This is a genomic window from Pontibacter vulgaris (assembly GCF_022758145.1).
In the GTDB taxonomy this organism is placed as follows: domain Bacteria; phylum Bacteroidota; class Bacteroidia; order Cytophagales; family Hymenobacteraceae; genus Pontibacter; species Pontibacter vulgaris.
The window spans coordinates 128,775-151,716 of the sequence record NZ_JAJVDH010000002.1 but is presented as its reverse complement, the minus strand read 5'-3'; the positions used below and the strand labels follow the sequence as shown (position 1 = coordinate 151,716).

The following is a 22,942-nucleotide window of genomic DNA, read 5'->3' as shown; positions in this document are numbered from 1 at the left end:
TTTAGTATTACGAACGTTATTATGCTTCAGAATTTTAAAGCAATCAGCCTATCTTACAAGAAAGCGCCGCTGGATATCCGGGAACTGATTGCCTTAGATGAGATTTCGTGCAGGCAATTTCTTCAGACGCTGAAAGACTTTATTCAAGCCTCTGATATATTGGTGCTATCGACCTGCAACCGCACCGAAGTATACTATAATGCCGATGCTGATTACAGCACCGAAATTGTAAAGCTGTTAGGCATTACAAAAGGCATCCAGAACATTACCCAATACCTTGATTTTTTTACCATCCTGAACGAGCACAACGATGCCGTGCAGCACCTGTTTGAGGTTGCCATGGGTCTTGAGTCGCAGGTGGTGGGTGATATGCAGATATCAAATCAGGTAAAAGTTGCCTACCAATGGTCCGCTGACTGCGATGCTGCCGGTCCGTTCCTGCACCGCCTGATGCACACCATTTTCTTCACGAATAAACGCGTGGTTCAGGAAACAGCCTTCCGCCATGGTGCCGCTTCTACTTCTTATGCCTCTATCGAACTGATCGAAGAACTTACTGCTGATATTATTGACCCGGCTATACTTGTAGTTGGCCTGGGCGAAATTGGCGCTGATGTTTGCCGCAACCTAAGCGACAAAGGATTTAAGAATGTGAAGATAACCAACCGCACCCTTGCCAAAGCGCAGCAGCTGGCAGAAGAGTGTAAGCTGGAAGTTTTACCTTTTGAAGATATGGTGCAGGGCTTGAAAGAGGCAGATGTGATCATATCTTCGGTAGCGCGCGAAACGCCTTTCTTTACAAAAGAAATGGTTCAGCGCCTGAATGTACTTTCTTATAAGTTCTTTATAGATCTGGCAGTGCCACGCAGCGTGGAGGCCGAAGTAGAGAGCATACCTGGTGTACTGGTATATAACATCGATACAATTCAAAACAAAGCATCGGAGGCGCTTCAGAGTCGCATTAATGCCATACCTAAAGTAAGGGAGATCATCACTGAATCTATTGCTCAGTTTAACGACTGGTCTAAAGAGATGATGGTATCGCCAACTATAAATAAGCTGAAAAATGCATTAGAGGCGATCCGACAGGAAGAAATGGCCCGTTACATGAAAAAGCTTGGCCCTGAAGAAGCCAAACACCTGGATAATGTAACAAAATCGATGATGCAGAAAATAATTAAACTACCGGTACTGCAACTGAAAGCTGCCTGCAAACGCGGTGAAGCCGAGACACTTATAGATGTACTGAACGACCTGTTTGACCTGGAAAAACAATCATCTGAAGTGCAAACAGAAAAATAAGTAAACGTACTGTTTTTCTTAGTGAATGAAAAATGCCTAAGGGTTCCGGGAGCTATTAATATAAGCAATACGGAGCCCTTAGGCATTTTCTAGCCTACAAAACTTTAGCGTAAACGTCTTATGCCGGTTACCCTATTAAATATCAATACAGCATTCCTCCAGACAATCTATTACATCAATCAATTTAGGTATTGAAAGAGAGTAATAGATTTTGGTGCCAACTTTAAAGGAAGAAAGTACTCCCTTATCTTTTAGCGTAATTAAATGCTGTGAGGCAATTGCCTGCGGCAGATCCAGGTATTTGTAAATTTCGGTAACGGTCATTTTTTCTTCCTTACCCAGCAAATCCACAATGGCTAACCTTTTAGGGTGGGCCAACACCTTTAGCATGGCTGCCGCCTTATCTATTTTCTTCGACTCAATTCTAGACAACAAACTTTTCATAATTAAATTAACACCTAACAGTTTCTACATTCATTAAACAATCCTAATCATAATAAGATATATACGACGGCTACATTATTTGGCTTAATAGCCTAAAATCATTTTCTTATTTTCGTCACATGCACACTTATCATGCATTTCAGCTTATGCCCGCGAGATGCTATTTAACACCTGAGACATAGCGTCTTCTAGATTTACGTATAAAAACCAAAATTGGATATATAATATACTTAATGCTACTACATTAGAATATGCACATGGTCCGATTGACTCCCTCCATGATACCTGAATTTGCTCACCTCCCGCTTTGCTTTTTAAGCTTAACCCTTTAGTAAAGTATCTGATGAAATTGTGCTTAATACCAGCACCACTTTTTAACAATCCGAATCTTTGGCCAATTCCGGACAAATAACAATTTCTTCAGGAAAGAGTTACTTTAATATTAAATCCGAAAGTATAATCCGGGTTTATTATAAGTATAACAGCAAAAGGGCGCCTTTGTGTATAATCATTTACAACTATAAACGCCTTTAACTCCATTGCAAATAGCATTCAGCTTTATGGTTATCAGCATCTAAGTATAAGCTGCACACCTGTATGCTACCATGTATTTTTGTACCTTTGCACCACATTAACAAACGTGTATCTCATTCATGAAAGAGCTGTTAGAGAAATTTGAAAATAAAAGACCTGAAATTGTTTTTGAGTGGAAAGACCCTGAAACTGAAGCAGAAGGCTGGGTAGTAATAAACTCATTGAGAGGTGGTGCCGCCGGCGGAGGTACCCGTATGCGTAAAGGCCTGGATAAACATGAGGTAGAATCGCTGGCCAAAACAATGGAAGTAAAATTTACGGTATCGGGCCCGGCAATTGGCGGTGCTAAATCAGGTATAAATTTCGATCCGGCAGACCCACGCAAACGCGGCGTTTTAGAGCGCTGGTACAAGGCTGTTATTCCGTTGCTTAAAAATTACTACGGCACGGGCGGCGACCTGAACGTGGACGAGATACACGAGGTAATTCCGATTACCGAAGATTACGGTTTATGGCACCCCCAGGAAGGTGTAGTTAACGGGCACTTTAATGCTACAGAACCTCAAAAGATAAACAAGATAGGCCAGTTGCGCCAGGGTGTTATAAAAGTGATTGAAGACGCACACTATACTCCTGCTGCATCGCGCAAGTATACTGTAGCCGATATGATAACAGGTTACGGCGTAGCTGAGGCCGTAAGGCATTATTATACCTTATGGGGCGGCAACTTTGAGGGCAAACGTGCTATTATCCAGGGTTGGGGCAATGTAGGCGCTGCTGCTGCATATTATTTGTCAGCAAAGGGCGCCAAGATTATAGGCATCATTGATCGTGCCGGCGGCTTGCTAAAACCGGACGGTTATACTTTTGAAGAGATTGGTCAATTGTTTTTTCAGCGCCAGGGCAATACTTTGTATGCCGAAAACATGCTCCCTTTTGAGGAAGTGAATAACCGTATCTGGTCTGTTGGAGCCGAAATATTTATACCAGCTGCAGCATCGCGCCTTGTTACGCGCCCGCAACTGGAGCAAATGATCAGTCATGGCCTGGAAGTTATTTCTTGTGGCGCCAACGTGCCTTTCCAGGATCCTGAAATTTTCTTCGGCCCTACCGGCGAGTTTGCAGACCAGAATGTGGCTGTTATACCAGACTTTATTGCCAACTGTGGCATGGCCCGCGTGTTTGCTTACCTCATGGAGAATGAAGTTGAAATAACGGATGAAGCCATTTTCTCCGATATTTCCAATACTATACTTAGAGCACTGGAAAAAACAAAAGCCAAAAATCCGGCTAATACTGAAATTGCCAAAGCTTCGTTTGAAATTGCGCTAAGCCAGCTGTTATAATTTCGCTATGGATATCAGGGAAGTACTTTCTTATACTTTTTTAGGCAACACAGTTTCCGATTACCTGCTATCAGTGGGCATACTGCTGTTTGGCTTCATCTTTAAAACATTGCTCTCCAAAATTCTTACCGGGGTAATGTTTAAGATGGTAAGGAGGTTTTCTGATAAAGATAACCAGGCAAATTTTAAGCGCCTGTTATTGCAGCCGCTCGAGATGGTGCTGTTCCTGATATTTCTGTTCTTTGCCTTTAATGTGCTCGATTATCCTTTAGATCCGTCTGTTACCCGAAAAGGGGACCCGTTTTTTAAGGTGTTTATGCTGCGCACTTACCAGGTATTTGTTATAGTTGCTATTACCTGGGTTATTACACGCTTTGTTGATTTTATCGGGCTCATTTTCAGCCATCGCGCCGAAAAAACCGCTTCTAAACTCGACGACCAGTTGGTACCTTTTTTTAAGGATTTTACCAAAGTTATAGTTTGGATACTGGCTTTTATGGTGATGCTGGGCTCGGTTTTTGGAGTGAATGTGGCCGGCCTGGTAGCTGGTTTGGGAGTAGGTGGTCTGGCAATTGCCTTTGCAGCAAAAGAAAGCCTTGAAAACCTGCTTGCATCTTTTACTATTTTCCTCGATCACCCGTTTGTAGTTGGCGACCTGGTTGAGGTTGGCGGCATTACCGGTACCATCGAGAAAATTGGCTTCCGGAGCACACGCATCAGAACACTGGAAAAGACCTTTGTAACTGTGCCAAACAAGCACATGATCGATAAGCCGCTGAACAACCTGACATTGCGCACCTTCAGGAGAGTAGGTTTTGATATTACCCTGACCTATACTACCACTTCAGCGCAGATGAAAGCGATCAGTACCGAGCTGCAGCAGTTTATAGATAATCACCCCAACACCAACCAGGATGGCCGCGTGCGGTTCCAGACGCTTGGAGCCAGCTCCAAGAACATCATGGTGCTGTACTTTGTGGAGTCTATGGACTGGAACGAGTATATAGATATTAAAGAAGAGGTAGCTTATAAGGTCGTAGAAATTGTAGAGCGGCATGGAGCAGAATTTGCCTTCCCTACTCAAACATTATACTTCCAGCAGCAACAAGAGAGGCAGCCACAACCCATGCAAAGTATAAACTATACAGCAGCTACAGATTTAGAATAACCATAAATAAAAAAGCCGGAGAAACTCCGGCTTTTTTTTCACCCTTATATTTTAAGTATATCCTTACTACTAATTTAAATTAACCTAACCTATTATTTATAACCAAATCAAGTCTTTCCAAAACAGAACCTTATTTTATGCCTTAGCAATCTAAAACAGGTATTTGTAATTTTGCTTTCTTTAACGGCAATAGGCGCATATTGTTATACTTAAAACATAATTTTTCTATTATAATATATTTTTTGAGAAGCAAGCAAACTATAACACAGGGCGCAGCAAAAATATAACTTTTACAATACTACATGCTTTTACCCAGTAAGTATACTGGCTAAAAGGCGTGCAATTTAACTAATACACAAAGCGTTTTAATAATTTATTGTAGCCTGTCTGGTGTTATAGCGGTGGTTAAAAATCGAAATATTCACCGTGCTGCGGCTCTACTTTTTTCTCTTTCTGCACCGGCTTTTTACCTCGAAGTAAGTCGCGTAATTCATTGCCTTCCTGTTGCAGCTCGGTCTGAATTTTTTCGCGCACACGCTCTCTGTCGTAGGCTATTTTGAAGTTATTTTCTTTACCCTTTAGCGTCAGGTACAACATGCTGCCAGTATCTGTATCTTCGGCAACCACACCAAATGCTGCATCTTTATCAGGGCGGCGGCTTCTAAACAGAGGCAGCTTAATTTTATAATCCATATCCTGGTCGAAAGTATGCATGCCTGACACCGATATAACCGGCAAAGCAGACAGACTGGATCGGATATCCATTTCTGGTATGTATATCGTACGCTGCTGAATCCAGAAATTATTCTGAAGCTCGGCAAACCGCATATTGGCAAGCTCAGAGCGCCGCACAAAAGCAGACATCTTTTGCATTGGGGCAAAGTTAATAAGCTGGCCATTGCGCACTGTAGCGGCTATTTCTGCCTGCAGCAAATCTGTTTTAGGGTTAAGCTGGCTATCAAAGTATAACTCGGAAATGATGTTGGCGGTCAGGTTGCCACGCAGCTGGCGGTTAACTATAAAATCCTGCTTAAAGTTTTCGAACACATAAAACAGACTGTCTACGCTCATGTTATTTAGCCTGGAAGCAGTGCTTACCTTTATATGCTCGCGTTGGCGGGCATCCAGGCTACCTCGCACAGCAAAGTTGCCACCTATGGCATTAAACGAAATATCCGGCGACGACACCACCTGGTTCCGAAGCTTTACCTCGCCAGTTATATTCTTGGCATGAAACCGCCGGAACGTCATCCTGTTTATATCGGCACTTAAATTAAAGGCAATATCCGGCGAAATGATGAATTTGTAATCTGCACTGCTGTTGCCTTCGCGTTCGCCGGCAGGTGTGTTTAGTTTTTCGTTTAAAAGCTGGTCGAAGTTAAGGTAGTTACTCTTAAAATCTGCCTCTACTAACAATCGTTGATTATCGAGCAGCAACCAGGCCATTACATTCCGGAACATGCCGTTCAGCACAAAGTCAGACTCGCCAAGTTTTCCCCTGAAATCTGAAATAGCAACATCATTTTTCTTGAACATGAAATTGCCGCCCAACCCGGTAACAGGCAATGGCAGCTTTTTTAACGAAAGCGACACATTATGCAGCGTAATATCGCCAGAAGTACTGAGAGTACTATTGCCAGGCCGCGCTTCAAACTCTTTCAGATTTCCGGCAAATGCAACATGCACATCAGCCAGGCCACTTCCGGCTTTTATCTCCTCCACCTTCAGTAAACCCAGCACATATCCCACATCTATCATACCGGTGGCATCAAATGCAAGATAGGGGTTATTGAAATTACGGTATGTGAGGTTGCCCCTGAATGGGCGGCCTTTTAACACCCCCTTCAGGCCTTTTAGTTTAAGTTCTGATGTGCTGGAGTTACGATTGGCGCCATTTGTAAAGCTGCCTGTAAAGCTTAACTTCTCTATTTTTTCTTTGGCATCAGGGTGATAAAATGAAGCGTTGCGGCATCCAAAATCAAATGTCACCAGCGGGTTATACTTGCCGGATGCTTTTCCTTTTACACGTCCGTTAAAGTAGATATCGCCATCGCTGCGGTACTGCTGGAATTCGCGGGTTATACTTTGCGGCAATAACGACAGCATAGACTGTATACTTGTGTTCTTACCGTTCAGCTTCAGATCAAGCTCCGTTGTGCCTCCATACGCAATATCGCCGGATACCTCATAAACTGCTTTTTCAACAGCTACCTCCGATGGCTGTAGTTTTATAGTTTTAAGCTGCCGGTTTATACTTAAGATAGTGGCTATATCTACTGCTTTCTCTTTAAAGTATTCGCCTTGGGCTATTTTAAGGCTTTTAACGGTGGCTTTGCCTTTTGCCTCTACATCTATAGTTTGTGTTGTTATAGCTAAGGCAGCCTCCATCTGGTGCGCATTGGCGGTGTAGGTCTGGTCTTGCTGCAGGTCGCTGTACTGCACTAGCACATCCTTCAGGTTTATCTTCTCCAGGTCAAAAGAAAAATCTTTATTAGATGCAGTAGTATCTGCGGCAAATATCTCATAGTTCACCTGCCCATCTTCCAGCACTTTTACATGTATTTCACCCTGCTCCATGTGGAGCTCCTTTATACTATACTTACCAAGCAATGCATCCCAAGCACTAAATGTAAAGTACAGTTTTGCTGCCTTGCCTAGTGTGGCTTCACTTTCCGGCACCCCTTCCAGTATCTTTACTTTATCAAGCGTTACCGCCACCTGCGGAAATTTATCGAATAGCGAAAGCGAAATCTTCTCCACTTCCACTTTGGTTTTGATGTGCTTGTTAGCTTCTGCTACAAAAAGCGAAATTATTTTATCCTGATATACATACACTAAACCCATAGCCATACCCATTATAGCTATGGCTACAGCAACAGTATAAAATAGCACTTTTTTAACAGCTCTTTTTCGCACAGAGGGAAAGTTCAGATTTTTAGCACCTTACAAAACCTAAAGGTACTGCAGTAATAAGAGGTGAGCAATAGGCAGCACCGGCACAAAAAATATTTTTAATTTTTTTTTCAAATGTTTTGCAGTTAAAAAAATATGCCCCATATTTGCATCATCAAACGGGGACAAAAGGTCAACGAAACGAAAAAACGGGGTGTTAGCTCAGCTGGTTCAGAGCACCTGCCTTACAAGCAGGGGGTCACTGGTTCGAATCCAGTACGCCCCACAAAAGGACAACGTAAAAGTTGTCCTTTTTTTATGTCCATACTTTTTCAAGACACCTCTCCTACCCTGCCTCTATCTTTTTAATGTAGAGTTAATTAACTGCCATTATACTTAAAATGCACATACTTCTGCTGCAAGTATAAGCGATGTATACTTGCTATTAATGCAGCTTAACCTAAAGTATAAATTACTTTAACAGAGAAAGGAATTGCTGGTGCAGTTGCAGCACCTGAGGGATGAGGAGTTGCTTATCGTCGTTGTGGATGATATAGTTGGCGCGAGCCATTTTTTCTTCTTCCGGCAACTGCTTGCCGATAATAGCTAAAATTTCTGCTTCGGTGCGATGGGGGTCACGTTGTTTCAGGCGCTTAATACGCACATTAAGCGGAGCGCTTACGGTTATTATCTTATCCATCTGGCGCCATGCCTCCGATTCAAACATTAGCGCTGCTTCTTTCAATACATAAGGCGCTTTTGCATTTGCCTTTGCCCAGTTACTGAAATCAGCGCCAACATGCGGGTGCACCAATGCATTTAATTTTGCTAAGCGGTCGGGGTTATTAAAAACTATACTTGCCAGGTATGGCCTGTTAAGTTCACCTGCCAAAGTATACGCTTCTTCTCCGAAAGCATCCTGCAGCTCCTGCTTTAATGCTACATCATGTTGCATCACCCATTTTGCGCGTGCATCAGAATCGTAAACAGGAATACCCAGCAGCTCGAACAGGCGGCAAACAATACTTTTGCCAACGCCTATGCCCCCGGTTATACCAATCTTTAGCATGTAGTTAGTTTGATTCGGTCAGCACCCTCACGCGTACAGGAGAAAGCTTAATGTTACGCGCACCTGCAGGCTTTTGCACCAGTTCAGGTACCAGCGTAGAGTCTTGCTGGCTATACTTTGAAAAATCCAGGATAACTTTAAAACCTTCGCGGTTAAGCGTAGTTACCGAATCGTTCAGAAATTGGTAACGCACCAGTACATGAGGTGGCAATAGCACGATCTTTTTCCCTTGTGGAGCATTTATAAGTTCAGCAACCAGTTGCTTCTCTTCCTGCACCAGCTCTTTCACATTTACTTTTACTATAGCTTCTTCAATATCCGAAGTAAGCAGGGCATTTTTAAGAGCGATTGGCACTTCTATCTCAGCAGGCGCTTTCAGGCCGGTTTCAGGCAGCCGTAACAAGTATGGCGAAGGAATACTATCTATTTTGGAAGATGGACCGGTAAACGTGATAAATTTAGGCGTGATATTTACTTGCCCTACAACAGCAAAATTAGAATCCGCTATTTTCTGCTTTGGATCCAGCTTAAGCGGAATGCGACGTGTTAGTTTTTCCTCGAACCGAAAATGAAGGGTATCTGTAATTACAAAGTTCAGCTGCAAGCCATCCATGGCATTTACCAGGGCTGGCCGAAGGGCTGAACCCAGCAGGTAATTATTTCTTGGAAGATTACGGATAAAGATCTCGGCCGGCTTTACTTCCAGCCTCAGCGATTTACGCAGCAGTTTCCAGCCTTTACCTGTAACATTTATAGTAACCTCCTCCGGTAAGGCTTGGGTGGCAACCAGTTTCTGATCATTATAGATAAAAGCTACCGGGTAGGTAGTTTGAGTGGAGTAGCTTTTATTAAGCGCATTAAGTAGCCAGAAGGTAGAGGCAGCCACAAAACAAAGCAATACTACTCGCCAGTATTGCTTTGTTTGTGGCCTGAATGGCCTCGCAAACCATAAAACTATATTTCTTGCTTTCTCAAATGGCAATGGTACCGTTTTTTATTTCACCCTTGCGGTGGCTTCTACCGATATGGCTGATTTATCGAATGTCAGGCGAACGCCTTTATCCACTTCAATGGTAACAGTATCGTCTTCTATACTTACCAGTTTCCCGTGCAGACCTCCAATGGTTACAACGTTCATTCCTTTGGTTAGCTCATCACGAAACTTCTTCTGATCGCGCGCTTTCTTTTGCTGCGGCCTGATCATGAAAAAATAAAAAACAAGTATAATGGCACCGAACATGAGGAGCTGTGGCAGCATACCTCCATCCGTAGTGGCTTGCAGAAATATTGTTTGCATGTTATCCTATTCTCTTTGCAGAGGTTTTGCTTAGTTTAATTTAACTGGTCCTTCTGCACCTGCAGTAGGCATAGTACTTGCCTGCACGTTACCTTTCATCGATACTTTAGTCAGGTTAGGCTCTGTGTTAGCACGAATGGTAACTGTAGGCGCTTGCTGACCTCCTTTGCCTGTGCTGTTGAAAACAACTTTGATCTTACCTGAAGCACCCGGAGCTACTGGCTCACTTGTCCATTCTGGCGCAGTACAACCACAAGAAGCAGATGCGCTTTCGATAATAAGCGGCGACTTACCACTGTTGGTAAACTCAAAAACATGTTCTACAATCTCGCCTTGCTTTATAGTACCGAAATCATACTCTGTTTCTTTGAACGTGAAAGCAGGAGCATTTTCAGAAGCAACTACCGGTTCAGAAGCAGCAATATTTGGGTTATCAACTGCTACTGCCTGTGGCTGCTCAGTAGTTGTAGCAGCTGTTGCATCAGTAGTTGTATTTTCAGTTGTGTTGGCTTGGTCGCAGCTGGCAGTCATAAGTGCCACGCCTAGTGCAACCGAGAAAAATAGGTTCTTTTTCATAATCAAGAACAATTTAAACAATTAAAACTATAGTTTCGCTATAATATTTTGAGCAAACTCCATGGTGCCGGCTTTACCGCCTAAGTCGCCAGTACATTCTTCCTGGCGTGCCAGCGTAGCTTCCAGTGCCGCTTCAATTCTGTAAGCCTCGTCCTTCATATCTATATGGTGCAGCATCATGATAGCTGAACGCAACATAGCAGTCGGGTTGGCGATGCCTTTACCTGCAATATCAGGGGCAGAACCGTGCACGGCTTCAAAAATAGCCATTTCTTTACCAATGTTGGCTCCAGCCACTACACCAAGTCCGCCTACAAGACCGGCACAAAGGTCTGACAGGATATCGCCAAACAGGTTAGTAGTTACCAGTACATCAAACTGCTCTGGTTTTACCACCAGCTGCATGCACATATTGTCGATGATCTTGTCATCAGCCTGAATGTGCGGGTACTCTTTTGCAGCTTTCTGAAACTCATCCAGGAACAATGCGCCCGCGCTTTTCAGGATGTTAGCTTTATGAACTGCAGTTACTTTTTTGCAACCATGCTTGCTGGCATACTCAAATGCAGCACGCACAATTTTCTGGCAACCTACACGCGTCAGGCGGGCAACAGAATCAGAGATCTGCAGGCGCTCGTCAAACATTTCCAGGCCAGAGTATAAACCTTCTGTGTTCTCGCGGAACAGCACCAGGTTTACATTATCGAACTTGGTTTTTAAACCGGCTGTGGTTTTCGCAGGACGCACATTTGAGTATAAGTCAAACATCTGGCGCAGCTGCACATTTATACTTTTAAAGCCTTTGCCAACCGGAGTTGTGATTGGGCCTTTAAGCGCCACTTTATTTTTGTTCAGCGATGCGATCAGGGTAGATGGAATTAACTCCCCGATAGAATCGAAAGTAGTTTGTCCGGCATTTTCCTCTTCCCAGGTAACAGGTACATTGGCTGCACTGAAGATGGCTTTTACAGCCTCGGTAATTTCCGGTCCTATCCCGTCGCCGGGAATAAGCGTAACTTGTCTCATGCTTTAAATTTCTTTCCTGCTATTAATCTCATTAATAAGCGAATCTACATCGCCTAAAAGTTTCTCAGCCTTGTCTTTGGCATCCTGAATCACACGCTGGCCTTCTGATTTTGCTGTGGTTGGCAACATGTTGCGGTTATCCACCAGTTGCTCCAGTAAATCGGCAAGTGTGTCGCGGTATTTTTCCAGACGGTAGCTAAGCCAGCTGCGTGTTTCTCTTCCTTTTTCAGGAGCGAACAAAAGGCCTGCAGCAGCCCCAACGGCGGCGCCTGACATAAAGGCTAATAAGGTGTTGGTTTTCTTACCCATGGTTTCTTATATATTCTAATATGTCGGATAATCTATTTTGTGCCTTTTACGGCAATTTTACCTAATTGGCCGGCATAATGCCTGCCTAAGGTTATTTATTATCGATAAGGCCACGGCCTGACTTACGAATCTCTCCTTTGGTAGCGAGTTCCTGTGCCATTTTATCCAGCACGCCGTTAATAAATTGCTTGCTTTTAGGTGTGCTGTATAGCTTGGATATCTCGATATACTCGTTGATGGTTACTTTTACTGGTATGCTACGGAAGATGAACATTTCACAAAGCGCCATCTTAAGTATAATTTTATCGAGCAGGGCTACACGCTCTACATCCCAGTTCTTTACGCTGGCGGCAATCATGGCCTCATACTTTGCATCGTCCTGCAAGGTCTGGTTGTAAAGCTCTTCAAAGAAAGCTTTATCGTCTTCCCAGTTTGCAGAAAGCTCCAGCAACACAGGCTCTTCTTCGGTCTCCTCGCTAAAAACCTTGATGGTTTTATTTACCAGGCTCTTTACAATGGCTTTGTTCTCTACCCAATTCAGGTCCTGCTCTTCAAACAAAGATTGTAAGTTTTTTTCTTTAAAGATAATGTTTTTGAAAATATGTTTAACGATCTCGAAGTCGTCTGAAAGGGTTGGCGCAGGCAGTGCCAGGTAGTTCAGGAAGACCTCATCCTGCTTCAGAATGTTCTTATAAGCCGACTTGATATCGCTTATATCAGAACCCCAGCTGATGTTGCGGCGGATGATATTATCCAGGTATGATTTGTTGCTGAGCAGGCGCTGAACCAGGCGGTTATTCAGGAAGCGTTTCACATCAGGGCCACTTGCAGCCGTAAAACGTTTTTCTTTTTTGTCTTCCTCTTCCTCAATAAGATTTACCAGCACCTGAAGAATCTGCAGCGAACCCAGGTAATGGTCGTAGATGCGCTCTACAGCACTCAGCATCTGGTTGCCGTAGCCCTTAAAATCTTTTTTGATGAGATTCTGGTAGTACACGATCGCTCTGTTTACCGCATCGATTATCTCTTTATCTGTTTCCTCTGTCTCGAACTGGCGTGTTTCGTGCCATTCCTTAAAAAGCAGCTGAGCTATCTGCTTTTTACCTTCGAGCAGCTTCTTGTCCTGCACCTCCATTGAGTTAAGGTCTGGTGCAAAATCATCGCTTATCTGGTCTAACGCCAGCAGATAATCTGAACCTTCGGCCTGCTTATAGGCATAGATCGCTTGCATTGCCTTGATTCGTAGTGTTCTGCGGTTGAGCATATTGGTATTATAAAGAACGTATAGTGTTGTTATTGTGTACTCTTTAAAATGCGCATATGGCGCAAAGTATAAATAACGGAGCATTTTCAGCTGCCGCTTCTCAACTATAAATCAGAATGCAAGGCAGGCTGTTTATAGTTCCGTTTCTGTTTAAATACGTTTAAAGCAAAAGTGCCACAGATTATGCAGCACTTTTGACTTAAACGGTAGTTATACTAAGTATTGCTTAGTAAGTTGAGTGCACTTTACCGATGCTCTGGATACGCTTCTCAGCCAGCTTGGTAGCTGCAAGCTGCGTATAGATACCTTCTTTCTCAGCAAGTTCAAAAATATCCAGAGTATAACCGTAGATACGTTCTGTCTGGGCATAAGCGCTTTCGCGGTTGTAGCCCTGCAGCTCAGAGTATACATTAATTAAGCCACCAGCATTGATAAGGAAGTCCGGCGCATAGAAAATGCCACGCTCGATAAGCGCTGGTCCGTGCACTGTCTCATCACGTAGCTGGTTGTTTGCGCTACCAGCAATAATCTGGCACTTCAAACGCTCAATTGTGTTATCGTTTACAGTTCCGCCAAGTGCGCATGGTGCGTAGATGTCTACATCCAGGTCATAGATCTCATCCATACCCACTACTTTAGCGCCATACTTTGTTGAGATCTCTTTCAGGCGGTCTTCATAAATATCCGTAATGAAAACCTGAGCATTTTCTTTAGCAAGCAGCTCTACCAGGTAACCACCAACGTGGCCAACACCCTGCACAGAAATCTTTTTACCAGAAAGTGAATCAGAACCGTAAGCTTTTTTAGCTGCGGCTTTCATACCCATATAAGTACCATAAGCCGTTACAGGAGAAGGGTCTCCGCTACCGCCAACAGCTTCAGGCAAACCAGCTACGTGATCTGTTTCCATCTTGATGTACTCCATATCTTTTGTAGTGGTTCCTACGTCTTCTGCAGTGATATAAGCACCATTCAGGTTCTTAACAAAACGGCCATAACGGCGCATCAGAGCCTCAGTTTTATCTTTTTTAGCATCACCGATGATCACAGCCTTACCACCACCCAGATTAAGGCCAGAGATAGCAGCTTTGTAGGTCATACCTCTCGAAAGACGAAGAACATCATCAAGCGCCTCTGCATCAGAAGCATAAGACCACATACGCGTACCACCCAACGCCGGGCCAAGTACTGTATTGTGGATACCGATGATGGCTTTTAAGCCAGTCTCGTGGTCATGGCAGAAAACAACTTTTTCGTGATTGTATTCTGAAATCTGACCGAAGATCGAGTTCTCTTTCTTCAGTTCTACTTCTTTAATTTCGACCATTTATGAAATTGATTAAGTGTTATTCTATCTTTGTGTGCATGAGACAAGTATGACAAGCCCCTGTTTCGCGCTGCAAAATTAAATCTTTTTTTGATTAATTCAATTTGTACTTACTAACTCCACGTAAAAGCCATCAGGCTTAGCTTTAAAAAGTGAAATCATTACGCTATCTAAATAAATACCTGCTCAAGTATAAATACAGGCTCTTGCTGGGCCTGCTGTTTACTATTATTTCCAACTTTTTCCAGATCCTGCCGGCACAGGTAGTGCGCCATGCCTTTAACCTGATCCGGGAAGGCATCAGCCTGCACAGCCTGTACGATGGCTTGAACCAGCAAACTTTGGTTTATGATATTTTCGCGAATAGCATTCTCGTGTACGGCGTGATCATATTATTGATGGCGTTGTTGCGGGGTGTTTTCCTATTTTTTGTGCGGCAAACTATAATTGTGATGAGCCGCCTGATAGAGAACGACCTCAAGAACGAAATTTACGAACACTACCAGAGCCTGCCCCTCAGCTTTTACCGCAAAAACAACACCGGCGACCTGATGTCGCGCATATCAGAAGATGTGAGCCGTGTGCGCATGTATGTAGGCCCAGCCATTATGTATGGTATAAACCTGGTGGTGCTTTTTGTGATGGTGATCCCCTACATGCTGTCTGTAAACGTGAAACTGACCATGTATACATTGATACCATTGCCTATACTTGCCATCAGCATTTATTATGTAAACAACATCATAGAGCGCAAATCCGACGAGATACAAAAGAGCCTTTCAGGTATAACCACATTTGTGCAGGAAGCTTTTTCCGGCATCCGGGTACTTAAATCTTTTGTGCGCGAAGACGACTCGCACAATAACTTTACTACTGCCAGCAATGTGTATAAAGACAAATCGCTGGACCTGAACTTTGTAAACTCGCTCTTCTTTCCGCTGGTGCTTTTCCTGGTGGGCCTGAGCACGATCATCACGGTTTATATTGGCGGGCAGGAGGTTATTAACGGCACCATCACGCCGGGTAACATTGCCGAGTTTATCATTTACGTGAACATGCTTACGTGGCCGGTTACTTCGCTTGGCTGGACGGCCAGTCTGGTGCAACGGGCTGCCGCTTCGCAGGCACGCATTAACGAGTTCCTGCACACACAAAACGACATCGTTTCACGGGAAAACATCAGCAAGCCCATTAAAGGCGATATTGTTTTTGAGCATGTGGATTTCATTTACCCTGACACGCACATTCAGGCCCTGAAAAATATTTCGTTCCGCATTCAGCATGGCGAAACGCTGGCGGTTATTGGCAACACTGGCTCAGGCAAAAGCACCATTGCTAACCTGCTGCCGCGTATGTATGATACCACTAAAGGGCGCATTTTAATTGATGGCGTTGACGTGCGTGATTATAACCTTGAAAGCCTTCGCAGCCAGATAGGCTACGTACCGCAGGATGTGTTCTTGTTCTCCGACTCGATCCGGAATAATATTGGCTTTGGCCTGCCAAGTATAACCGAGGCCCAAATGGTACAGGCCTCCAAAGATGCGGATGTGTATGAAAACATTATGCGCTTCCCTGAGAAGTTTGAGACTAAATTAGGTGAGCGTGGCATTACCTTATCTGGGGGCCAGAAGCAGCGTGTTTCTATTGCCCGGGCCTTAGTACGAGAGCCAAGTATACTTATACTTGATGATTCGCTTTCGGCAGTTGATACCAAGACTGAGGATGCTATACTGAACAGCTTGCGCCGCATTATGGCCAATCGTACTTCCATCATTATTTCACACAGAGTTTCGTCGGTAAAACTGGCTGACCGCATTCTGGTGCTGGATGATGGCGAGATCGTACAACATGGCACACACGAAGAACTTATTAACCAGCAAGGCTTATACAAGGTACTTTACGAGCGCCAATTGCAGTCCGAAGATTCAGTATAACTCACTAAATCAGCGCCTTGCTTAGCCCTATAATTACCTGCGCTTGCACATTTACCACACTTCTCAGGAATTTTTTGCTACAGATTCTGTTATAGGTACGTATAGAGGCTTATCTATCAAACATAACTATATCAATCTATGGCTATTGACTTACAGCAAATTGGTAAACGATTCCGTTTTTATACCCACCTGAAGGAGTTGGAGCTTAATGATCTGGAAAAGATAACGGGTGCGCCGACAGACATGTTGGAGAACATTATCTGCGGCAAAAACTATATGCTGGATGAGCTGGTTGGCATTCTGAAACACTTCCAGGACCTGAACCCACAGTGGATCATTTACGGCGAAGGCAGTATGTTTAAACCAATGGACCAGGATGGCAATTGCAACGACCACCACAAGGGCTGCCTGAAAAAAGATAAAGCTGCCTACCTGAAGCAGATGAAAGACATGCTGATGGAACTGGAAGCTGCCGAAATAGCCAAAGGCCACCACGCCGATGTAGATGCCCTGCGTGCCAAGCTAGACGCGTTTAAAGCAAGCCAACAGGCGTAAAAACACCAGTTTATACTTTGCTGCTGATGCCGTTAAGTATAAGCCCTACCGTAAACAGTACATCCTGCTCTATTTTCTGGAAATTTATTGTTGGCAGCTGCTGATAGTACACCCTTTCAAATTCATCGAACTGGATCAGGTCTTTTACTACCATAATGGAGTTGCCCACACGTTCGGCCTCGCAAGGTATGAACACGCCGCTGCTTATACCTTCCTTAATTACGCTGGTATAAAAGTTGGCCTCTTTGGCCCTCGATTCTTTGAAAAGTGTCTGGAAAAGGCTGCGCGTTTCTATAAGCACTTTAATGGAAATGGTGTGCTGTGTTACAATTTCCTGGTAATAACGCAACGAGGATTGAATGTATAACAGCAGGCGCTGGTGTGGATCGGATTCCTCTTCAGCAATTTTTTTTATCCGGTACAGGCTGTCTTTCCACTCCTGCGAAAAGGCCTCTATAAAAAGTACTTCCTTATTTTTGTAGTAATAGTAAAGCGTGGGTTTCTTTAATCCGATAGCCTGGGCAATATCATCGAGTGTAGCTTTGCTGTAGCCCAGCTTACCGAAAACGGATTTGGCCGCCTCCAGTATCTGCTCTTTTTTTGCCTCTGCTTTAGTACCCACTGTGGTTAAATTAGCTATCGAAGCCAAACTGGCTCCCTTATCTCAAAGATAAAGTATAAATCTATACTTGCAACTTCCGGCTACTGCTTTATCGGCACCTCCACTACGCCACGCTTCTCCTCCGGAAACCACTCTACATAAAACGTTTCCAGTTTCAGCTTTTCTTCTTTGGCGTAATCAAAAACAGCCGCGTACAGGCGCTTTGGGGCCATAGCTATACTTGCCTCTACTTCGGCGTGCACTACTTTTTTTCCGCCTGGTATAGTTCTCAGCTCAAACCCGGCAGGCAAAACCACATTTTTGTCCGGAACGATCACCCCAATAAAAGCTTTCAAACTATCGCTGGTTTTGTCGGGGTCGTTGTAGTAAATGCTGCCCAGTACACCTTGCAATTCCTTTTTATCTACCACTTCGGCTGCCCGCTGAAAAGCTTTGCCCAAGGCTTCATCTTTTACAGAACCACTAAATGGCTGGCCCGCGATATACTTTGTTTCGGAGGTGGTAACCTTTACTTCAGGGGTAGCAAAACCGCCCATATAAGTATAAAATACCATCCCAAGGATGGCAATACCAACCACTACGTAGAGAAATTTTTTCATAAGTCGATCATGTTCTTGTACTGCATCTGGTACAGCTGGGCGTAATAGCCGTTGTGGCGCAGCAACTCTTCGTGGTTGCCCGTTTCTTTTATTTCGCCTCGGTCCATTACAATAATTTTATCTGCTTTTTGTATGGTTGATAAACGGTGTGCGATAACGATGGAAGTACGGCCGCGCATAAGCTGCTCAATCGCAAACTGTATCAGTTCTTCGGTTTCGGAATCAACGCTGGAAGTAGCCTCGTCCAGAATAATGATCTTTGGATTATACACCATAGCGCGCACAAACGAAATAAGCTGGCGCTGGCCTACCGAAAGTGTAGCACCGCGCTCCATTACCTGGTAGTGCAAGCCACCCGGCAACCGTTCAATAAACTTGCGTGCGCCCACCAGATCGGCAGCATGCCACATCTGTTCTTCAGTTATACTTTTATTTCCTAAGCTGATGTTATCGGCAATGGTGCCCGAGAAAAGGAAAACATCCTGCAACACTACACCAATGTGGTGGCGGAGCACACTCAGATCAAACTCTTTCAGGTCGTGGCCATCTACCAGAATATGCCCGCCATTGATCTCATAGAAACGGTTGAGCAGGTTGATGACGGAAGTTTTACCAGCACCGGTTGCGCCTACAAAAGCGACTGTTTCGCCGGCCTTTACATCAAAGGAAATATTGCGCAGCACCCACTCTTCATCGTTGTAAGCAAACCATACATCCCGGAAAGCCACGTCACCTTTTATAGTTTCAGGAGCAAATGTTCCATTATCAGCAATCATTTCTTTGCTATCGAGCAGGCGCATCAGTCGTTCGGTACTTACCACACCCAACTGCAGTGTGTTAAAGCGGTCAGCAATCATGCGTATCGGTCGGAAGAACATCTGGATGTAAAGTATAAAAGCCATCAGCGTACCCAACGATACGTTATCGTTTATAACACCATAGGCACCATACCATACCAGCAAGCCAAGACCGGCTGCGCCAATAATTTCTGCTACAGGAAAGTAAATAGAGTAGTAAAGTACAGAACGGATATTGGCTTTTGTATGCTCTTTGTTTATCTCCTTGAACTTCTCCATCTCGCGCTTCTCGTTGTTGAAGATCTGCACGATGCTCATACCTGTTATATGTTCCTGCACAAAGGAGTTTAGCTTGGCCACCGCCGTACGAACCTCCTGGAACGTGCTCTTGATCTTTTCTTTGAACACATAGGTACTGAACAACATAATAGGCAGTGTAGAAAGGCTTACCAGTGTCAGCTCCCAATCGATGTAGAACATGAAACCAAGTATAAATACCAGCTGCAGGATATCACCGATCATAGCAGCAAGGCCTTCGCTGAATACATCCGACAGCGTTTCCACATCCGACACGTTGCGGGTTACCAGCGTACCAATTGGGGTGCGGTCAAAAAACTTGAGGCGCAGGTTAAGTATATGGCGATAAAGCTGCACACGAATATCGCGCACCACGTGCTGCCCCAGCCAGCCGGCAAAGTATGTATGCAGGTATTGCACAATGGCATGCACCACCAGCAAAACGCCCAGTATCACGAACATTTTGTTCAGCCCTTCCCAGTCGTTCTGCAGGATTTCATGGTCTACAGTATATTGGATCAGGAAAGGGCGCACGGCTGCAAGTATAGCCGAGGCAAAGGTCAGGAATATGATAAAGTAGAAGATGCGCACATACGGCTTCACGAACGTAAAGAGCCTTTGCAGCACGTCGGCATCAAATACTTTACCTGTATTTTTAGGTTTATCGTCCAAAGTAGGAATTCTGCTTTTGTTATGGTTTAGCAAGTATAGCCCGCAGTAGCAGCGCAATTTTGTACATACGAATGCTGGCTTCTAACCGATTGTAAAGTTAAGGGTTTTGCTGCAGAGTACTGGTTTTGTAATGGAAGTTTATAGTTGCTTAGTTGATGTGTATACTTCATTCGAACAAGCTATACTTCTATCCTTAGTGTTTTCCTCAGTCTTACAAGGCCAATCATTTTATAGTTTACTATGGCTAGCTCCAAGCCCGCGAGGGCTCGTCCTGGGGGTAGGGGCCCTCGATAAAGGCATCGCGCTGCTTTCGCTTCCTTTGCTCCTAACGTCATAATGCCTTTTCAGGCACCGGAACCTCTCGAGGCGCTCAACCCTAGGACTGGGAAATCAGATTCGATAGCAAGCAGCTATGCAACTAGAAACAACTGTCCCCTTGAGGGGACTACAGGGGTGTTTGTACAGAAGCCATGAAACTTATACTTCCAAAGTATAAAAGGTCGGCCCCTCTCCTTAAGATGAAGATTAGAGTGAGGTGAAACAGCAGGAGTAGCTGGATAACTAGCAACTATAAAATAAAAAGGCTGAAACTAAGTATAGCTTCAGCCTCTCTAAATCCTAACCTAGATTTATACTTTAGCCAGCGCTTGCTCTATATCAGAAATAATATCTTCAGGGTGCTCTACGCCTACCGAAATGCGAACCATGCCCTCGCCTATACCCATCACCGTTCTGTCGGCAAGACAAATATCGGAGTGCGTCATAGAGGCCGGGTGTTCGGCAAGCGATTCAGTGCCGCCTAAGCTTACAGCCAGTTTTATGAGCTTCAGATTGTTCAGGAACAGGAATGCTTCTCTTTCACCGCCTTTTATATCAAATGCGATCATAGAACCAGCTGAGGTGCATTGCTTTTCATAAATAGCCTGCTGTTGCGGGTTGTCCTGCAAATAGCCCAGGTAATAGATCTTTTCTACTTTCGGGTGCTGCTTCAGGTAGGCAGCTACAGTTTCGGCACCTTTCGCCTGCGCTTCCATACGTATCTTTAATGTTTCCAGCGAGCGCATCAGCATCCAGCCGGTCCAGGGGCTGGCCATAGAACCCATAAATGTACGCATGGCCTTTACCTGTTTCATGAGCGGAGCAGAACCTAAGCAAGCTCCGGCAATCAGGTCAGAGTGGCCACCGATATACTTGGTAGCGGAGTAAAGTATAAGATCAGCACCGTGCTTTAACGGGTGCGAGAACACCGGCCCCAAGAAGGTATTATCTACCGCCACGATCACTTTTTTATCAGCAGTAGAATGTTTCTTAGCCAGTGCCGAGCAGGCTTCAATATCAACAAGGTGGTTGGTAGGGTTGGCTGGTGTTTCTACATAAATCATGGCCAGTTTACCAGCCACACCAGTTTCTTCGAGCAATTGTTCTACTTCCTGGGCAGTGGCATTTGCCCGGAAACCTATACTTTGTATGCCAAACTTAGGAAGTATGTTTTTGATGTAATAATCGGAGCCGCCGTAAATTGGCTCGCTGTGCAGGATCACGTCGCCGGGCTTAAGCAAGGCTAGCAGCGAGGTGCTGATGGCAGCCATACCGCTGGCAAACACTGCCGCATCTTCGGCACCATCCCAGAAGCGGAGGCGGTTCTCTAAAATTTCGAGGTCGGGGTTGTTGAGGCGGCTGTAGATAAGGCCCATTTGCTCTTCCGCGTTCTTATCGCGCAGGCCGTATGCCAGCTCAAAAAATGCTTTTCCTTCTTCAGCTGTTTTAAAAACAAAGGTAGAAGTTTGGTAGATTGGTGCTTTTACGGCCATCTCCGACCACTCGGGGTTGTAACCGTAACTCATCATTAAACTTTCTGGCCGCAGGTGTTTTCCGTTTAGGTGCGGCCCACGATGGTCTTCTTCCAATTGCATGGTTATAGTTTGTTTTAGGTTGATTTCTGGAAAAGATGCTCCGGGTATTCTACTTTGGCTAAGTATAAACCCTCGGCAGGTGCCGCTCCGCTTGCCTTGCTGCGGTCCTGGCTGGCAATTACCTCCTCAAAGCCCTCTACTGTAAGTTTACCCCGGCCAACATCGAGCAGGGTACCTACTACCAGGCGCACCATACCTCGCAAAAACCTGTTTGCCCGGATCGTAAACCGCAACTCCTCTCCTTCCTGGCTCCATGCCGCCTCGTAGATATTGCAGTTATAGTGCTTGGTATCGCCTTTTACTTTAGAGAAAGTGGTAAAATCTTCATATTTCAGAAGTATAGCCGCCGCCTGGTTCATTTTCTCAACATCGGGCAACCTGTTAAGATAGGTGGCATAATAGCGCTTGAATGGATTTTTAGCGAGCATGATGTGGTAATGATACGTTCTCGCGAAAGCATCGAAGCGGGCATGTGCCTCGTCTGGCACAAGGTATAAGTTCCGGGCTACAACATCATCAGGCAGTAAGCGGTTAAAGCGGTAAACCATCTGCTCGGTGTCAAGTTGCTGCGCTACATCAAAGTGTACAAACTGCTGACTTGCGTGCACGCCAGTATCGGTGCGGCCGCTGCCTGTAGAGCTGATTGGCTGGCGTAATACTTTGCTTAAACAATCATCCAGCACCTCCTGCACCGATAATGCATTAGGCTGTACCTGCCAACCATGAAAACGGGTGCCATCATAGGCTATCTCTAAAAAATACCGCATGCGGCAAAGTTATCATTTCAATTTAATAGTGGAGTAAAATAAGACAGAACTAGTAGCGGATTTAGTTGAACATGATGTCATTATTAATCGCCCCGCCATACTTTGTATCCACCGGCTGGCCCATACTTTGGTTATTGTTCCCGGCTTACCAGATTCCTCCTTTCTAGAAATCACCGTTTATAAATCCCTTGTGCAAGCCTTCATGCTTGTTAATTTTTGATGAGTTGCC

Annotated in this window: 20 protein-coding genes and 1 tRNA gene; 6 read left to right on the top strand and 15 right to left on the bottom strand. The window is 44.6% G+C overall.

Annotated elements, in window-relative coordinates:
* The first annotated feature begins 21 nt into the window (after window positions 1-21).
* Entirely contained in the window at window positions 22-1,302 is a 1,281-nt protein-coding gene (gene hemA / locus LWP20_RS01635; RefSeq protein WP_242926368.1) for a glutamyl-tRNA reductase, read from the top strand.
* A gap of 135 nt (window positions 1,303-1,437) precedes the next feature.
* Here hemA and LWP20_RS01630 read toward each other — a convergent pair whose 3' ends face one another.
* Window positions 1,438-1,746, bottom strand: a complete 309-nt coding sequence (locus LWP20_RS01630; RefSeq protein ID WP_018476478.1) for an ArsR/SmtB family transcription factor — start codon at window positions 1,744-1,746, stop codon at window positions 1,438-1,440.
* A gap of 653 nt (window positions 1,747-2,399) precedes the next feature.
* Between LWP20_RS01630 and LWP20_RS01625 the strand changes: the two genes are divergently transcribed.
* Window positions 2,400-3,626 carry a Glu/Leu/Phe/Val dehydrogenase dimerization domain-containing protein gene (locus LWP20_RS01625; RefSeq protein WP_242926367.1) on the top strand — a complete coding sequence of 409 codons (1,227 nt, stop codon included), beginning with the start codon at window positions 2,400-2,402 and terminating at the stop codon, window positions 3,624-3,626.
* A 7-nt stretch (window positions 3,627-3,633) separates the two neighbouring features.
* Entirely contained in the window at window positions 3,634-4,794 is a 1,161-nt protein-coding gene (locus LWP20_RS01620) for a mechanosensitive ion channel family protein (protein ID WP_242926366.1), read from the top strand.
* A 405-nt stretch (window positions 4,795-5,199) separates the two neighbouring features.
* Here LWP20_RS01620 and LWP20_RS01615 read toward each other — a convergent pair whose 3' ends face one another.
* Window positions 5,200-7,710, bottom strand: coding sequence for an AsmA-like C-terminal region-containing protein (locus LWP20_RS01615; RefSeq protein ID WP_242926365.1), 2,511 nt, complete (start codon window positions 7,708-7,710; stop codon window positions 5,200-5,202).
* A gap of 187 nt (window positions 7,711-7,897) precedes the next feature.
* Here LWP20_RS01615 and LWP20_RS01610 point away from each other — a divergent pair.
* Window positions 7,898-7,972 (top strand) — tRNA-Val (locus tag LWP20_RS01610).
* A 186-nt stretch (window positions 7,973-8,158) separates the two neighbouring features.
* Here LWP20_RS01610 and coaE read toward each other — a convergent pair.
* The 8 genes from coaE to LWP20_RS01570 form a co-directional block, all read right to left on the bottom strand.
* Window positions 8,159-8,755: a dephospho-CoA kinase gene (coaE, locus tag LWP20_RS01605; protein WP_242926364.1), complete on the bottom strand. Its 597-nt coding sequence runs from the start codon at window positions 8,753-8,755 to the stop codon at window positions 8,159-8,161.
* 4 nt (window positions 8,756-8,759) lie between these two features.
* Entirely contained in the window at window positions 8,760-9,641 is an 882-nt protein-coding gene (locus tag LWP20_RS01600; protein ID WP_242926363.1) for a hypothetical protein, read from the bottom strand.
* Window positions 9,642-9,749: 108 nt separating this feature from the next.
* Window positions 9,750-10,052 carry a preprotein translocase subunit YajC gene (gene yajC, locus LWP20_RS01595; protein WP_242926362.1) on the bottom strand — a complete coding sequence of 101 codons (303 nt, stop codon included), beginning with the start codon at window positions 10,050-10,052 and terminating at the stop codon, window positions 9,750-9,752.
* Between the two features lie 30 nt (window positions 10,053-10,082).
* Window positions 10,083-10,628 (bottom strand): DUF1573 domain-containing protein, encoded by a 546-nt coding sequence (locus LWP20_RS01590; protein ID WP_242926361.1) that lies wholly within the window; start codon window positions 10,626-10,628, stop codon window positions 10,083-10,085.
* Window positions 10,629-10,655: 27 nt separating this feature from the next.
* Window positions 10,656-11,654, bottom strand: a complete 999-nt coding sequence (locus LWP20_RS01585; RefSeq protein WP_242926360.1) for an isocitrate/isopropylmalate dehydrogenase family protein — start codon at window positions 11,652-11,654, stop codon at window positions 10,656-10,658.
* Window positions 11,655-11,657: 3 nt separating this feature from the next.
* Window positions 11,658-11,963 (bottom strand): YtxH domain-containing protein, encoded by a 306-nt coding sequence (locus LWP20_RS01580; protein ID WP_242926359.1) that lies wholly within the window; start codon window positions 11,961-11,963, stop codon window positions 11,658-11,660.
* Window positions 11,964-12,054: 91 nt separating this feature from the next.
* Window positions 12,055-13,227 carry a transcription antitermination factor NusB gene (gene nusB, locus LWP20_RS01575; protein ID WP_242926358.1) on the bottom strand — a complete coding sequence of 391 codons (1,173 nt, stop codon included), beginning with the start codon at window positions 13,225-13,227 and terminating at the stop codon, window positions 12,055-12,057.
* A 226-nt stretch (window positions 13,228-13,453) separates the two neighbouring features.
* Window positions 13,454-14,554, bottom strand: a complete 1,101-nt coding sequence (locus tag LWP20_RS01570) for a Glu/Leu/Phe/Val family dehydrogenase (RefSeq protein WP_242926357.1) — start codon at window positions 14,552-14,554, stop codon at window positions 13,454-13,456.
* Window positions 14,555-14,706: 152 nt separating this feature from the next.
* On the opposite strand from LWP20_RS01570, the gene LWP20_RS01565 reads away from it, so the two are divergent.
* Window positions 14,707-16,491 (top strand): ABC transporter ATP-binding protein, encoded by a 1,785-nt coding sequence (locus LWP20_RS01565; protein WP_242926356.1) that lies wholly within the window; start codon window positions 14,707-14,709, stop codon window positions 16,489-16,491.
* 138 nt (window positions 16,492-16,629) lie between these two features.
* Window positions 16,630-17,046 (top strand): hypothetical protein, encoded by a 417-nt coding sequence (locus LWP20_RS01560; protein ID WP_242926355.1) that lies wholly within the window; start codon window positions 16,630-16,632, stop codon window positions 17,044-17,046.
* 10 nt (window positions 17,047-17,056) lie between these two features.
* On the opposite strand, the gene LWP20_RS01555 is transcribed toward LWP20_RS01560, so the two are convergent.
* From LWP20_RS01555 to truA, 5 genes are all read right to left on the bottom strand, one after another.
* Complete coding sequence (locus tag LWP20_RS01555) at window positions 17,057-17,668, bottom strand: TetR/AcrR family transcriptional regulator (protein WP_242926354.1); 612 nt, start codon at window positions 17,666-17,668, stop codon at window positions 17,057-17,059.
* Window positions 17,669-17,748: 80 nt separating this feature from the next.
* Entirely contained in the window at window positions 17,749-18,267 is a 519-nt protein-coding gene (locus tag LWP20_RS01550) for a GyrI-like domain-containing protein (protein ID WP_242926353.1), read from the bottom strand.
* On the bottom strand, window positions 18,264-20,033 hold the full coding sequence (locus LWP20_RS01545; protein WP_242926352.1) for an ABC transporter ATP-binding protein: 1,770 nt from the start codon (window positions 20,031-20,033) through the stop codon (window positions 18,264-18,266). Before LWP20_RS01545 ends, LWP20_RS01550 begins: the two co-directional genes overlap by 4 nt.
* 629 nt (window positions 20,034-20,662) lie before the next feature.
* The gene (locus LWP20_RS01540) at window positions 20,663-21,946 is read right to left on the bottom strand and encodes a cystathionine gamma-synthase family protein (protein ID WP_242926351.1); all 1,284 of its coding nucleotides are present in this window, start codon (window positions 21,944-21,946) and stop codon (window positions 20,663-20,665) included.
* A gap of 14 nt (window positions 21,947-21,960) precedes the next feature.
* Window positions 21,961-22,713 carry a tRNA pseudouridine(38-40) synthase TruA gene (gene truA / locus LWP20_RS01535; RefSeq protein WP_242926350.1) on the bottom strand — a complete coding sequence of 251 codons (753 nt, stop codon included), beginning with the start codon at window positions 22,711-22,713 and terminating at the stop codon, window positions 21,961-21,963.
* Window positions 22,714-22,942: the final 229 nt, after the last annotated feature.